Annotated in this window: 12 protein-coding genes; 10 read left to right on the top strand and 2 right to left on the bottom strand. The window is 63.1% G+C overall.

What is annotated here, in order from left to right; genetic code table 11:
• The first annotated feature begins 48 nt into the window (after positions 1–48).
• From CUJ91_RS24190 to CUJ91_RS24175, 4 genes are read left to right on the top strand one after another with little or no spacing between them, the layout of a single operon-like run.
• Positions 49–1230 (top strand): quaternary amine ABC transporter ATP-binding protein, encoded by a 1182-nt coding sequence (locus CUJ91_RS24190; protein WP_006052200.1) that lies wholly within the window; start codon positions 49–51, stop codon positions 1228–1230.
• Entirely contained in the window at positions 1223–2125 is a 903-nt protein-coding gene (gene choW, locus CUJ91_RS24185) for a choline ABC transporter permease subunit (RefSeq protein WP_006052199.1), read from the top strand. The genes CUJ91_RS24190 and choW overlap by 8 nt, the downstream gene beginning before the upstream one ends.
• Before the next feature lie 8 nt (positions 2126–2133).
• The gene (locus CUJ91_RS24180; RefSeq protein ID WP_053860604.1) at positions 2134–3132 is read left to right on the top strand and encodes a GlxA family transcriptional regulator; all 999 of its coding nucleotides are present in this window, start codon (positions 2134–2136) and stop codon (positions 3130–3132) included.
• Between the two features lie 45 nt (positions 3133–3177).
• The gene (locus CUJ91_RS24175; RefSeq protein WP_114157346.1) at positions 3178–4122 is read left to right on the top strand and encodes a choline ABC transporter substrate-binding protein; all 945 of its coding nucleotides are present in this window, start codon (positions 3178–3180) and stop codon (positions 4120–4122) included.
• Positions 4123–4211: 89 nt separating this feature from the next.
• Here the strand turns inward: CUJ91_RS24175 and CUJ91_RS24170 are convergent, their stop codons facing one another.
• Positions 4212–5294 (bottom strand): GlxA family transcriptional regulator, encoded by a 1083-nt coding sequence (locus tag CUJ91_RS24170; RefSeq protein ID WP_006052196.1) that lies wholly within the window; start codon positions 5292–5294, stop codon positions 4212–4214.
• A gap of 316 nt (positions 5295–5610) precedes the next feature.
• Between CUJ91_RS24170 and CUJ91_RS24165 the strand changes: the two genes are divergently transcribed.
• The 6 genes from CUJ91_RS24165 to CUJ91_RS24140 all read left to right on the top strand — a co-directional run bounded on the left by CUJ91_RS24165 (position 5611) and on the right by CUJ91_RS24140 (position 12648).
• Positions 5611–7005, top strand: coding sequence for an L-serine ammonia-lyase (locus tag CUJ91_RS24165; RefSeq protein WP_107710905.1), 1395 nt, complete (start codon positions 5611–5613; stop codon positions 7003–7005).
• Between the two features lie 66 nt (positions 7006–7071).
• Positions 7072–8316, top strand: a complete 1245-nt coding sequence (locus CUJ91_RS24160) for a sarcosine oxidase subunit beta family protein (protein WP_006052194.1) — start codon at positions 7072–7074, stop codon at positions 8314–8316.
• A 44-nt stretch (positions 8317–8360) separates the two neighbouring features.
• Positions 8361–8675: a sarcosine oxidase subunit delta gene (locus CUJ91_RS24155; RefSeq protein WP_006052193.1), complete on the top strand. Its 315-nt coding sequence runs from the start codon at positions 8361–8363 to the stop codon at positions 8673–8675.
• On the top strand, positions 8672–11674 hold the full coding sequence (locus CUJ91_RS24150) for a sarcosine oxidase subunit alpha family protein (RefSeq protein ID WP_114157345.1): 3003 nt from the start codon (positions 8672–8674) through the stop codon (positions 11672–11674). Before CUJ91_RS24155 ends, CUJ91_RS24150 begins: the two co-directional genes overlap by 4 nt.
• On the top strand, positions 11664–12320 hold the full coding sequence (locus tag CUJ91_RS24145) for a sarcosine oxidase subunit gamma (RefSeq protein WP_114157344.1): 657 nt from the start codon (positions 11664–11666) through the stop codon (positions 12318–12320). The genes CUJ91_RS24150 and CUJ91_RS24145 overlap by 11 nt, the downstream gene beginning before the upstream one ends.
• 64 nt (positions 12321–12384) lie before the next feature.
• Positions 12385–12648, top strand: coding sequence for a hypothetical protein (locus CUJ91_RS24140; RefSeq protein WP_006052190.1), 264 nt, complete (start codon positions 12385–12387; stop codon positions 12646–12648).
• A gap of 112 nt (positions 12649–12760) precedes the next feature.
• Here the strand turns inward: CUJ91_RS24140 and CUJ91_RS24135 are convergent, their stop codons facing one another.
• Entirely contained in the window at positions 12761–13690 is a 930-nt protein-coding gene (locus CUJ91_RS24135; protein WP_114157343.1) for a LysR family transcriptional regulator, read from the bottom strand.
• Position 13691: the final 1 nt, after the last annotated feature.

Genomic DNA, 13691 nt, shown 5'->3' with positions numbered 1-13691 from the left:
CAGAGTAAGTGCTTTGCACCAACTCCGGCCCACATAGGAGAGCATTCAATGAATTCCCCCAAGGTCGTGGTCGAAGGGCTGTGCAAGGTGTTCGGCACCAACCCGAAACAGGCGCTCGGCATGCTGGCAGGAGGCGCGACGAAAGAAGAAGTGTTCGCGCGCACCGGTCAGATCGTCGGCGTTCACAACGTATCGTTCGAGGTCAAGGAAGGCGAGATCTTCGTGCTCATGGGCCTGTCCGGCTCCGGCAAGTCGACGCTGATTCGCCTGATCAACCGGCTCGTCGAGCCGTCGGCAGGCAAGGTGCTGATCGACGGGCGCGATGTGGCAAGCGTGCCGCGCGGCGAACTGACCGCGCTGCGCCGCAAGGACATGAGCATGGTGTTCCAGTCCTTCGCGCTGATGCCGCAACGCACGGTGCTCTCGAACGCGGCGTTCGGGCTCGAGGTGGCGGGCATCGGCCGCAAGGAACGCGAAGCGCGCGCGATGACGGTGCTCGAGCAGGTCGGCCTCGCGCCGTTCGCGCAGAAGCTGCCCGCGCAACTCTCGGGCGGCATGCAGCAGCGTGTGGGTCTCGCCCGGGCGCTGGCCGTGAACCCGTCGCTGATGATCATGGACGAAGCGTTCTCCGCGCTCGATCCGCTCAAGCGCAAGGAAATGCAGAACGTGCTGCTCGATCTGCAACGCGAGCAGCAACGCACGATTCTGTTCGTGTCACACGATCTCGAGGAAGCGATGCGCATCGGCACACGCATCGCCATCATGGAAGGCGGCAAAGTGGTGCAGATCGGCACGCCGCAGGAGATCATCACCAATCCCGCCGACGACTATGTGCGCGCGTTCTTCGAAGGCATCGACACGAGCCGCTATCTGACGGCCGGCGATCTGATGCAGACCGACGCTGTGCCGCTGATGCATGCGCACTCGCCGCAGATCGACGTGTCGAGCGTGGCCGCCACGCTGAACGGCAGCGCCGATTACGCCTTCGTGCTCGACAGCGAGCGCAAGATTCGCGGCTTCGTGTGCCGCGACGAAACGGGCAACGCGTCCGCGAAGCTGAACTACGTCGAATGCATCCGACGCACGACGCCACTCGACGATGTGGTCCAGCGCGTCGTCGCGAGCCGCGCGCCCCTGCCGGTCGTCGAAGCAGACGGCTCCTACTGTGGTTCGGTCAACAAGACGAACGTGCTGCACGTTCTCACGCGCCATCGAGGTTCCCATGTCTGAAATCATTCCACTTGGCGCCTGGGTCGATCACGGCGTTCACTATCTGCTCGACCACGACGCAAAGACTTTCGATTCCATCGGCAAGGTCATCGAGAGCTTTGCGGCGATCGTTGAACACGGTCTGCAAGCGGTGCCCATGTGGGCGCTGATGGCGTTTTTCGTGGGCATCGGTTTGTGGCGGGTGGGCTGGCGTTTCGCGCTCTTCACGTTGCTCGCGATGCTGCTGATCTACGGCACCGGCTTCTGGGATCAGATGGTGATCACGCTCGGCCTCACGCTGTCGTCCACCTTCATTAGCCTCGTGCTCGGCGTGCCGCTCGGCATCTGGACCGCGAAGAGCCGCACCGTCGAGATGATGGTGCGCCCCGTGCTCGATCTGATGCAGACCATGCCCGCGTTCGTCTATCTGATTCCGGCCGCGATGCTGTTCGGTCTTGGCCGCGTGCCCGGCATTCTGTCCACCGTGATCTTCGCGATGCCGCCCGCAGTGCGTCTCACGTCGCTCGGCATCAAGCACGTGAACCGCGAAATCGTCGAAGCGGGGCAGGCGTTCGGTTGCACGCCGTGGCAGTTGCTCTACAAGGTGCAGTTTCCGAACGCGCTGCCGTCGATCATGACGGGCGTGAACCAGACCATCATGATGGCGTTGTCGATGGTGATCATCGCGTCGATGGTCGGCGCAGGCGGTCTCGGCAACGACGTGCTCGCCAGTATTCAACGGCTCGACATCGGGCTCGGTTTCGAGAGCGGACTGTCGGTCGTGATGCTCGCGATCATTCTCGACCGCATCACGGAGAGCTTTGGCCGCTCGCCCGGCATGGCACGCGCGCCGCTGCTTTCGGGTGTGCGCAATCTGATGAAGGTGCGCCGGGCGCCGGCGGCGCAGCATAGCTGAGCCGCCCCATGAAGCGCGACGCGATCACTCCGATAGAAGCCCCGTCCGGGTCGCCGCTTTCCCGACTCGCGCACGTCGGCTTCCTGACGCTGCCGAATTTTTCGATGATCGCGTTCACGAGCGCGGTCGAAGTGCTACGGATGGCTAACTATGTCGGCCGCGCGGAGCACTACAGGTGGTCGGTCATCACGCCGGACGGCGAGCCGGCGCGAGCCAGCAACGGCATCACCGTCAAGCCGACCACCACGCTCGAACAGGCCGGCATGCCCGACGTGCTGATTGTCTGCGCCGGATGGCACGTGCGCGATTACGTGGACGACACGGTGATCGCGCTGCTGCGCGACGTGGCCGCGCAAGGCATTCCGCTCGGCGGCATCTGCACGGGACCGTATGCGTTGCTCGCGGCGGGTCTGCTCGACGGTTATCGCTGCACCGTGCATTGGGAAGATATGTCGCCGCTGCACAAGAGCTTCCCGCATGTGCGTTTCGCCGACGAGCTGTTCGTGATCGACCGCGACCGCATGACGTGCACGGGCGGCACGGCGCCGCTCGATCTGATGCTGAACCTGGTCGGCATGCGTCTTGGTCACTCGGTGGCGGCGCAGGTGTCCGAGCAGTTCATCGTGGAAAGGATTCGCGGCTCGACCGACTACCAGCACATTCCCGTCGATGCGCGCGTCGGCTTCACGCGCGCCGAACTGATCGAAGTCGTGCGGCTGATGGAGGCGAACATCGAGGAGCCTCTGTCGCTCGACGAACTCGCGCGGCTCGTGCGTTTGTCGCAGCGTCACTTGCAGCGCATGTTCAAGATGTTCCTGAGCGTATCGCCGACGCACTATTACCTGACGCTGCGCCTGCGCCGCGCGCGTGAACTGCTGCGTAACACCGACGCGTCGATCGCGCGCGTGACGGCGGTCTGCGGGTTCCATTCGCCGTGCCATTTCAGCAAGGCGTATCGCGCGCAATTCGGTCATGCGCCGAGCGTGGAGCGGCGGCTGTCGGCATAAAGAAGCAGTCAAGCATTCATCACCCTGAGACCCTGAGGAACCGCCATGAAACGTTTGTGGGCTGCGTCGTTGTGCGCGCTGTCTGTGTCGTCCGTCACTTCCGCTACTGCCGCCGAACCTGCCGCGTGCCGCGACGTGCGCTTTGCCGACGTCGGCTGGTCCGACATTGCGGCGACGACCGGGCTTGCATCGACGGTGCTCGAGGGACTCGGCTACAAGCCGACCAAAACGATCGCTTCGGTGCCGATCACGTTTGCCGGCGTGAAGAGCAAACAGATCGACGTGTTCCTCGGTTACTGGTCGCCGACGATGGACCCGATGATCGATCCGTTCAAGAAAGCCGGGCAGGTGAATGTACTGCCGACGCCCAATCTGACCGGCGCGAAGTACACGCTGGCGGTGCCGGATTACGCGTATCAGGCGGGCATCAAGTCGTTCGCCGACATCGCGAAGAATTACGACAAGCTCGGCGGCAAGATCTACGGCATCGAGCCGGGTAACGACGGCAATGCGCTCATCAAGAAGATGATCGACAGCAATCAGTATGGGCTCGGCAAGTTCAAGCTCGTGGAGTCGAGCGAGGCGGGCATGCTGGTCGAGGTGAACCGCTCGATTCGCGACAAGAAACCGATTGTGTTTCTCGGCTGGGAACCGCACCCGATGAATGTGCAGATGAAGATCGATTATCTGTCCGGTGGCGACGACGTGTTCGGTCCGAATTACGGCGAAGCAAAAGTGATGACGGTGACGCCGACCGACTATGCGACGCGTTGCCCGAACGTCGCGAAGCTGGTGTCGAATCTGCATTTCACGACCGACATCGAGAACCACGTGATGATGCCGATCATGAATAAGGTCGATCCGAACAAGGCCGCGCGCGAGTGGCTGAAGGCGAATCCGGCGGTGCTGGATCAGTGGCTTGCCGGGGTGAAGACGTTTGATGGGAAGGATGGGTTGCCGGCGGTTAAGGCGTTTGTGGCGGGGAAGTGAACGTTTGAGTTTTCGCGCCGCGTTGTATGCGGCGCGAAAATTGGTGCCGCGCGATTTGAGGCCACGAATAAGGGCCTCAAATCAAGGCTTCAAATCGCCTGCGCCCGCCCCGGAAACGTCTCATCATAATCACCGCTATCTTCCGCCTCCGCCGCGGTGCCGCGCTGCTCGCGGTACATCATCGGCGGCAAACCGAATTGCTTGCGAAATTCGCGGCCCAGATGCGATGCATCGGAAAAGCCGCAACTCGAAGCAATGTCAGCCACAGTTTTATCCGAACTCGTCAACAACCACGCAGCCGTGCGCAACCGCACCTGCTTCGCGTAAGCCTGCGGCGCCTTGCCGGTTTGCGCCTTGAAAAGCCGCTCCAATTGACGCGGCGACAAGTCCAGCTTGCGCGCCAGTTCGTCGAGCGATAACGAACGGCCCACGTGCTGTTCCATCAGCAGAATCGCACGCTTCACCTTCGGATGCGCAGCAGGCGCAAGTCCCGGCGGATGCGGCTGCGGCGCGTTGCCTTTTTGCATGTCGTCGACGAGCAGAATACGCAGCGCCTTCTGCACCGTCGCCGTTTCGAAGTGGCGCAACAGAATGGCTGCGGCCACGTCGATGGACGCGCGTCCGCCCGAACACGTAATACGCCGCCGATCGATAACAAATAGCCGGTCGGCCACCAGCGCCTCTTCATTGACCGACGGAAATCGCTCGATGAAGTCCCAGTAGTGAAACCAGCTCACGCAAATGCGATAGCCGTCGAGCACGCCCGCGCGCATCAGCGAGAACACGCCCGTGCACATGCCGACGAGCGTGGCATCGGCGGCAGCGGCGCGTCGAATGAAGGCGAGTGTCGCGTCGCTCGCAGCCGGTCCCGAATGCAGCAGGCCGCCCACCACGACCACGTAATCGAATGGCTCGGCGCCGTCGAACGTTTCCCACGGCGTGATCTGGATGCCGCAGCTCGCGCGCACCGGAGCAAGGGTTTCCCCTATCACGCTCCACGAGCAACGCACGGGTTTACTGAAGTCGCCCTCGTCCGCGGACAGACGCAGCAGGTCGACGAAACCCGAGAACGCCGTCAGCGTGAAGTTCGGCAGAAGAATAATGCCGAAGCGGATGCGCTGCTTCGGCGCACCGTCGATAGATTGAAGGGGAAGCGGTTCAGCGGAGTTCATGCAATGCAGCCGGAGCGAAAGAAGAGTTGAGCCAAGCATAGCACCGCGATGCGGCGCGGCATGCATCGTAATGCGGCGGAGGCGGCAACGGCAATCGCCATCGGGCCGGGCCAATGCAGCGCCAATGCAGCGCCTGTCGAAAATACGTCAGAAGCCTTCGTAAATACGCCGCGACGCTTGGCGCGCAAGGCGCTTGACGCCACTATCCCACTGTCATGCCGTTTTTATTCTATCGGTTCAATTTGACGTGCGGTGCAATAGGGCCTGTTTCAACGGATATCCCGCCAAACCGGCATTGCAACGCACAAGGAACGCCATGAACGTCAGCGTCTTCGATCTCTTCAAGATCGGCATCGGTCCCTCAAGCTCGCACACGGTCGGGCCGATGATCGCTGCTTGCCGCTTCGCGTCGCATATCGAAGATGCCAATCTGCTAGCCTTCGTGCGCCGCGTGAAGGTCGAGCTGTTCGGCTCGCTCGGCGCGACCGGCAAGGGGCACGGCACGGACAAGGCGGTGTTGCTCGGACTCGAAGGCAACCTGCCGGAACTGATCGACCCCGACACGATCGAGCCGCGTTTGCAGGCCATCCGCGAGACGAAGCAGCTTGCGTTGCTCGGCAAGCACACGGTGAAATTCGACGAGCGGGAACACATCGGCTTTTTCCGCAAGCTGATGCCGGGCGCGCCCGGTTCGAGCATCGTGCATCCGAACGGCATGCGCTTTCAGGCATTCGACGAAAACGGGCAACTGCTCGTAGAAAAAGAGTATTACTCGATTGGCGGCGGCTTCGTGGTGAATCGCGAAGGCGATCGCGTGAACGGCGTGCGCGCCGGCGCGGAAGTGCCGCATCCGTTTCGCACCGGCGATGATCTGATGCGCGTGTGCCGCGAAACCGGCCTGTCGATCGCGCAAATCACGCTGAAAAACGAATGCGCGGCGCGCCCGGAACAGGAAGTACGCGACGGCCTGCTCGCGATCTGGCGCGCGATGTCGGCTTGCGTCGAACGCGGCTGCAAGGTGCGCGGCGAATTGCCCGGACCGATGCATGTGAAGCGCCGCGCCGCCGACCTCTGCGCTCAATTACGCTCGCGTTCGGAAGAGTCGCTGCGCGATCCGCTTTCGATGCTCGACTGGGTCAATCTCTACGCAATGGCCGTCAACGAAGAAAACGCCGCGGGCGGCCGCGTCGTGACCGCGCCGACCAATGGCGCAGCCGGCGTGATTCCCGCCGTGCTGCACTACTACGTGAAGTTCATGCATGCGTCGAACGACGAGGGCATCGTCGACTTCCTGCTGACCGCTGCCGCTATCGGCATCATCTACAAGGAAACCGCGTCGATCTCGGGTGCCGAAGTGGGCTGCCAGGGCGAAGTCGGCGTGGCCTGTTCGATGGCCGCCGCGGCGCTCGCCGCCGTGATGGGCGGCACCCCGACGCAAGTGGAAAACGCCGCGGAAATCGGCATGGAACACAACCTCGGCATGACCTGCGATCCAGTCGGCGGACTCGTGCAGATTCCGTGCATCGAACGCAATGCAATGGGCGCGATCAAGGCGCTCAACGCCGCGCGCATGGCGATGAAGGGCGACGGCCAGCACTACGTGTCGCTCGATAACGTCATCAAGACGATGCGCGAAACCGGCGCGGACATGAAGACGAAATACAAGGAGACGTCGCGCGGCGGCTTGGCCGTGAACGTCATCGAATGTTGAAGCACGCTTTGCATATTTCATGAAGCATCAGGCAGCAAGCACCGACAGTACCCACAAGGATCAATGATGAGCCGCTATTCGATATTCAGCCTATTGCGCAACGGGATGTCGTATCACGAGAACTGGGAACGACAGTGGAAGAGTCCCGAGCCCAAACGCGAGTACGACGTGGTGATCGTCGGCGGCGGCGGGCATGGTCTCGCCACGGCCTATTACCTCGCGAAGGAACACGGCGTGCGCAATGTCGCCGTGCTCGAAAAAGGCTGGATCGGCGGCGGCAATACGGCGCGCAATACGACCATCGTGCGCTCGAATTATCTGTGGGACGAGTCGGCCGCGCTTTACGAAAAGGCCATGAAACTGTGGGAAGGACTCTCGCAGGATCTGAACTACAACGTGATGTTCAGCCAGCGCGGCGTGATGAATCTCGCGCATACGCTGCAGGACGTGCGCGACACCGAGCGCCGTGTGAATGCGAACCGGCTGAACGGCGTCGATGCCGAATTCCTCACGCCCGCGCAGATCAAGGAAATCGAGCCGACCATCAATCTGAATAGCCGCTATCCGGTGCTCGGTGCGTCGATTCAGCGGCGCGGCGGCGTCGCGCGTCACGATGCGGTGGCCTGGGGCTTCGCACGCGGCGCGGATCAGGCCGGCGTCGATATCGTGCAGAACTGCCAGGTCACGGGCATTCGCCGCAACGGCAGCCAGGTGACGGGCGTGGATACCACGAAGGGTTTCATCAAGGCGAAGAAAGTCGCGATCGTGGCCGCGGGCAATACGTCGACGCTCGCGGACATGGCCGGCGTGCGCTTGCCGCTCGAAAGCCATCCGTTGCAGGCGCTCGTGTCGGAACCGATCAAGCCGGTGGTGAATACGGTCGTGATGTCGAACGCGGTGCACGCGTATATCAGCCAGTCCGACAAGGGCGATCTGGTGATCGGTGCGGGCGTCGATCAGTACACGGGCTTCGGTCAGCGCGGCAGTTTCCAGATTATCGAAGGGACGCTCGAAGCCATCGTCGAAATGTTCCCGGTGTTCTCGCGCGTGCGGATGAATCGTCAGTGGGGCGGCATTGTCGATGTGTCGCCGGACGCCTGCCCGATTATCAGCAAGACCGACGTAAAGGGCCTTTACTTCAATTGCGGCTGGGGCACGGGCGGCTTCAAGGCGACGCCGGGTTCGGGCTGGGCGTACGCGCACACCATCGCGAAAGACGAGCCGCATGAACTGAATGCGCCGTTCTCGCTGGACCGCTTCTATACGGGCCATCTTATCGACGAACACGGCGCCGCCGCCGTCGCCCACTAACGCACTCAGGCACTCACGCACTTGAGCCAGATAGAGAGACAACCATGCTGCTGATCGAATGCCCCTGGTGCGGGCCACGCGCCGAAACCGAATTTTCCTGCGGCGGCGAAGCGGACATCATGCGTCCGCTCGACACCGAAAAACTCACCGACAAGGAATGGGGCGACTACCTGTTCATGCGCAAGAATTCGCGCGGCGTGCATCGTGAGCAATGGATGCATGCGCAAGGCTGCCGCCGCTGGTTCAAGGCGCAGCGCGACACGGTGAGCTATGAGATTCAGGGCTATGAAACGTTCGACCGTCCGCTGCTGAAGATGGACAGCAACGACGGCAACGCACAAGAGGGCAAGACGCAATGAGCCAGAAAGACCGACTCCCGAATGGCGGGCGCATCAACCGCGCATTGCCGCTCACGTTCACCTTCAACGGACGCCAGTATCAGGGCTATCAGGGCGACACGCTTGCTTCCGCGTTGCTCGCGAACGGCCTGCATTTCGTCGCGCGTAGCTGGAAGTATCACCGGCCGCGCGGCATCGTGACCGCGGGCGTGGAAGAACCGAATGCCGTCGTGCAACTCGAAACGGGCGCGTACACGGTGCCGAATGCGCGTGCCACTGAAGTCGAGCTGTATCAGGGGCTCGTCGCGAATAGCGTGAACGCGAAGCCGAGCATCGAGAAGGATCGCATGGCGGTCAATCAGAAGATCGCGCGCTTTATTCCGGCGGGCTTCTACTACAAGACCTTCATGTGGCCGCGCAAGTTCTGGCCGAAGTACGAAGAAGTGATTCGCGACGCGGCGGGTCTCGGCAAGGCGCCGGAGCAACTCGACGCCGATCGCTACGACAAGTGCTTCGCGCATTGCGACGTGCTGGTGGTCGGCGGCGGGCCGACGGGTCTCGCGGCCGCGCATGCAGCGGCGTTGTCGGGCGCGCGCGTGACGCTCGTCGACGATCAGCCGGAACTCGGCGGCTCGCTGCTGTCGTGCCGCGCGGAGATCGACGGCAAGCCGGCTTTGCAATGGGTTCACAAGATCGAAGACGAATTGCGGCAAATGCCCGGCGTGAAGATTCTGTCGCGCAGCACGGCGTTCGGCTATCAGGACCACAATCTCGTCACCGTTACTCAGCGTCTGACCGATCATCTGCCGGTGTCGCAACGCAAGGGCACGCGCGAACTGATGTGGAAAATCCGCGCGAAACGCGTGATTCTCGCGACCGGCGCGCATGAACGGCCCATCGTGTTCGGCAACAACGATCTGCCTGGCGTGATGCTCGCGTCGGCGGTGTCGACGTATCTGCATCGCTATGCCGTGCTGCCGGGCCGCGACGCGATCGTCTTCACGAATAACGACGACGGCTATCAATGCGCGCTCGATCTGAAAGCAGCCGGCGCGCAAGTCACGGTGATCGACCCACGCGCGGGCGAATCGAAGGGAACGTTGCCTGCGCTCGCACGCCGCTATGGCGTGAAGGTGATCAACGGTGCGGTGATCACGGCGGCGCACGGCAAATTGCGCGTGGCTTCCGTCGATGTCGCTTCGTACGCGAATGGTCAGGTGGGCGCCAAGCAGGGCGAATTGCCGTGCGATCTGCTCGCGATGTCGGGCGGCTGGAGTCCCGTGCTGCATCTGTTCGCGCAATCGGGCGGCAAGGCGCACTGGCATGACGACAAAGCCTGCTTCGTGCCCGGCAAGGCGATGCAGCCGGAAACGAGCGTGGGCGCCTGCAATGGCGACTTCACGCTAGGCCAGGGCATTCGTTTCGCCGTCGATGCCGGCGTCGAAGCGGCGCGCGCCGCGGGCTATATCGTCAAGCGGCCGAACACCGTGCAAGTCGCCGAGATCACCGAAGCGAAGATGCAGCCGCTGTGGCTCGTCGGCGGACGCGAACTCGCCACGCGTGGGCCGAAGCAGTTCGTCGACTTCCAGAACGACGTATCGGCCGCGGATATTTTCCTTGCCGCGCGCGAAGGCTTCGAGTCGGTCGAACACGTGAAGCGTTATACCGCGATGGGCTTCGGCACCGATCAGGGCAAGCTCGGCAACATCAACGGCATGGCGATTCTCGCGCAGGCGCTCGGCAAGACGATTCCGGAAACCGGCACGACGACGTTCCGCCCGAACTACACGCCGGTCACGTTCGGCACGTTCGCGGGGCGCGAGCTCGGCGAGTTTCTCGATCCCGTGCGCAAGACGGCGGTGCACGAATGGCACGTCGAAAACGGCGCGGAATTCGAGGACGTCGGCAACTGGAAGCGCCCCTGGTACTTTCCGAAGAAGGGCGAAGACCTGCATGCGGCCGTCGCGCGCGAATCGCTCGCGGTGCGAACGAGCGTCGGCATTCTCGATGCGTCCACGCTCGGCAAGATCGACATTCAGGGCCCCGATTCGGCGAAGCTGCTGAACTGGGTCTATACGAATCCGTGGAGCAAGCTCGAAGTCGGCAAGTGCCGCTACGGTCTGATGCTCGACGAAAACGGCATGATCTTCGACGACGGCGTGACCGTGCGCCTCGCCGACCAGCACTACATGATGACGACCACGACCGGCGGCGCCGCACGCGTGCTGACGTGGCTCGAACGCTGGCTGCAAACCGAGTGGCCCGACATGCGCGTGCGCCTCGCGTCGGTCACGGATCACTGGGCGACCTTCGCCGTGGTCGGCCCGAATAGCCGCAAGGTCTTGCAAAAGGTTTGCCACGACATCGACTTCGCGAACGCGGCGTTTCCGTTCATGAGCTATCGCGAAGGCACGGTCGCGGGCGCGGCGTCGCGCGTGATGCGCATCAGCTTCTCGGGCGAACTCGCGTATGAAGTGAACGTGCCGGCGAACGTCGGACGCGCAGTGTGGGAAGCGTTGATGGCCGCGGGCGCCGAATTCGACATCACGCCGTACGGCACGGAAACGATGCACGTGTTGCGCGCGGAGAAGGGCTACATCATCGTCGGTCAGGATACCGATGGTTCGATGACGCCGTATGACGTCGGCATGGGCGGGCTCGTCGCGAAGTCGAAGGACTTTCTCGGCAAGCGTTCGCTCACGCGCTCGGACACGGCGAAGGCGGGGCGAAAGCAACTGGTCGGACTGCTCGCGGACGATCCGTCGTTCGTGATACCCGAAGGCTCGCAGATCGTCGCGGGTCCGTTCCAGGGCGAGACCGCGCCGATGCTCGGGCACGTCACGTCGAGCTATTACAGCCCGATTCTGAAGCGCTCGATCGCGATGGCGGTCGTGAAGGGCGGCCTCGACAAGATCGGCGAGACGGTCACGGTCCCGCTTTCGAGCGGCAAACAGATTGCAGCGAAGATCACCAGCTCGGTGTTCTACGACAGCGAAGGAGCGCGTCAACATGTGGAATGAAACGAAAACGGCGGCGTCGGTGGTGGATCGCGCCGTCGGCAAGCAGACCGGCGTATGGCAGGAGTCGCCGCTCGTGGGCGTGGATGCGCTTCTGAAGAAGCATCAGGCTTCGGCGACCGCGGCATTCAGGCTGACCGAGCGGCCGTTTCTTCAGATCGTGAATGTGCGCGGCGATACGCGCGACGCCGCGTTCGTGCAGGCAGTCGAACAGGTGCTCGGCTGCAAGCCGCCGGAGACACCCAACACGATCGCGCGCGGCAACGGCTACGACATGCTGTGGCTCGGCCCGGACGAGTGGCTCGTGCGCTCGGCGATGACGCACGACGCGACGCGCACCGCGCCGTTGCAAGCGGCGCTCGGCACTGCGTTTGCAGGGGTATTCGCGTCGGCGGTGGACATCGGCAGCGGCTATACGGTGCTCGAAATCAGCGGCACGCGCACGCGTGAAGTGCTGTCGCGCGGCTGTCCGCTCGATCTTCATCCGAAGCTGTTCGGCGAAGGGCAGTGCGCGCAAAGCCATTATTTCAAGGCGTCGATCACGCTCGTGCCGACCGGCGCGGACAGCTTCGACATCGTCGTGCGCCGCAGCTTCGCGGATTACTTCCTGAAGATCATGCTCGACGCAGCCGAGCCGCTGATGTCGTGACCGCCGTCACGCCGCGAGCGCTGCTCTCACGCGCCGCTCGCGGTTTTCCCGTTGCGGGACTCACATGACGTCGACCCGTGTCGTCACCGCGCGACTCACCGAGCGCGCGTGCCACCAAGGCGATGCCGATGCCGCGCTCGCGCTGCTCGATCAAAGCATGCTGCTGCGGCACCGGCGCATTGCGCTGATCCGCTATCTGCTCGCGCAGCAACTCGGCGCGCCGTTGCAGGCGCGGCATCATGACTATGTGCGAAAAGTCGCCGCGCGTTTGAGTGCGGAAACGCTCGCGCGCATTGCGGGCGCGGCGCGGGCGCGCATGCGTTCGTAGGCGTGGGCTTTCGATTCGGCGTTGTGATGTGTTGGCCGCGCTGCTACCGGGCACTGACCACGCACCTCTTTTTGGTCCTGGCGAGACGCATCCGCGAGCGAGTGCATTCAGCCTACGCGGGCTGCTCTGGAAATGACGCGCTTGCTGTCGAACCACTCGCGGCCTCGATCGCGACAATCGCCCGTTGCGCGGACGGCGACAGCGCGCGCTGCGTCAGGCTGACCACGGCGAATTGCGCGGAAAGGTTGAATATCGCCGGTACGGTCAACTGCACGAGGTTGCCGGTCTGCAATTCGTTCTGCACCGCGCGCGTCGGCGACAGCAGGACGAGATCCGAGCGACGCGTGACATGAACCAGCGCATGAAAATCGTTGGTGACGACCTGAAAGCGCAGGTTCTCGCCCGGCAGACAACCGAGAACCTCACGCATCCTTTGCTGCGCACTATGCGGCGCGCGCACACAAGCGAGCGCGGCTTGCCGCAGACGTTCCACTGTCATCTCGCCCGCCAGCAACGGATGCTGCGGACGAACGAAACAGCCGGCAGGCTCCACAGGCAAGCGGTGAATTTTCAGTTCCGCGGAGAGCGGGGCGTAACGATGTTCGACCACGACGAAGTCGAGCCGCTCCGTGCGCAGCGATTCGACCAGCGCTTCTCCTTCATTGACTTCCGCGTTCACGCGCAGCCCAGGCCAATCGCGATTGAGCGTGCAGAGCACATCGGGCAGCATGATCGCGGCCGGCAGCGGCCCAAGCCCGAAGTCCACGCTGCCCACTTCATGCTGCTGTAGAAGAACCAGATCGCGGGCGAGGCTGTTGGTCTCGAACAGAATTCGCCTTGCCCGTTCGGCCACCATCTGTCCCGCGGCGTTCAGTTTGACGCCGCGCGGGCCTCGCTCGCACAGCGGCAAGCCGGCTTGTGCCTCGAGCGCCTGGATGCTGCGCGTCAACGCGGGTTGCGACAGGTGAACGCGCCGCGCCGCGGCGGCGAGCGACCCCGCTTCCACGACAGCGATCAGATGTTCAAGCCGTTTCAGGTTCAAA

Source organism: Paraburkholderia graminis, from assembly GCF_003330785.1.
GTDB lineage: Bacteria > Pseudomonadota > Gammaproteobacteria > Burkholderiales > Burkholderiaceae > Paraburkholderia > Paraburkholderia graminis.
This window is presented reverse-complemented; position numbering and strand designations above follow the sequence as displayed.

Excerpts from the sequence above, each read along its gene's own strand:
- choW (WP_006052199.1), top strand. The coding sequence starts at position 1,223 with ATGTCTGAAATCATTCCACTTGGCGCCTGGGTCGATCACGGCGTTCAC.
- CUJ91_RS24160 (WP_006052194.1), top strand. The coding sequence starts at position 7,072 with ATGAGCCGCTATTCGATATTCAGCCTATTGCGCAACGGGATGTCGTAT.
- CUJ91_RS24180 (WP_053860604.1), top strand. The coding sequence starts at position 2,134 with ATGAAGCGCGACGCGATCACTCCGATAGAAGCCCCGTCCGGGTCGCCG.
- CUJ91_RS24165 (WP_107710905.1), top strand. The coding sequence starts at position 5,611 with ATGAACGTCAGCGTCTTCGATCTCTTCAAGATCGGCATCGGTCCCTCA.
- CUJ91_RS24175 (WP_114157346.1), top strand. The coding sequence starts at position 3,178 with ATGAAACGTTTGTGGGCTGCGTCGTTGTGCGCGCTGTCTGTGTCGTCC.
- CUJ91_RS24170 (WP_006052196.1), bottom strand. The coding sequence starts at position 5,294 with ATGAACTCCGCTGAACCGCTTCCCCTTCAATCTATCGACGGTGCGCCG.
- CUJ91_RS24140 (WP_006052190.1), top strand. The coding sequence starts at position 12,385 with ATGACGTCGACCCGTGTCGTCACCGCGCGACTCACCGAGCGCGCGTGC.
- CUJ91_RS24155 (WP_006052193.1), top strand. The coding sequence starts at position 8,361 with ATGCTGCTGATCGAATGCCCCTGGTGCGGGCCACGCGCCGAAACCGAA.
- CUJ91_RS24145 (WP_114157344.1), top strand. The coding sequence starts at position 11,664 with ATGTGGAATGAAACGAAAACGGCGGCGTCGGTGGTGGATCGCGCCGTC.
- CUJ91_RS24150 (WP_114157345.1), top strand. The coding sequence starts at position 8,672 with ATGAGCCAGAAAGACCGACTCCCGAATGGCGGGCGCATCAACCGCGCA.
- CUJ91_RS24190 (WP_006052200.1), top strand. The coding sequence starts at position 49 with ATGAATTCCCCCAAGGTCGTGGTCGAAGGGCTGTGCAAGGTGTTCGGC.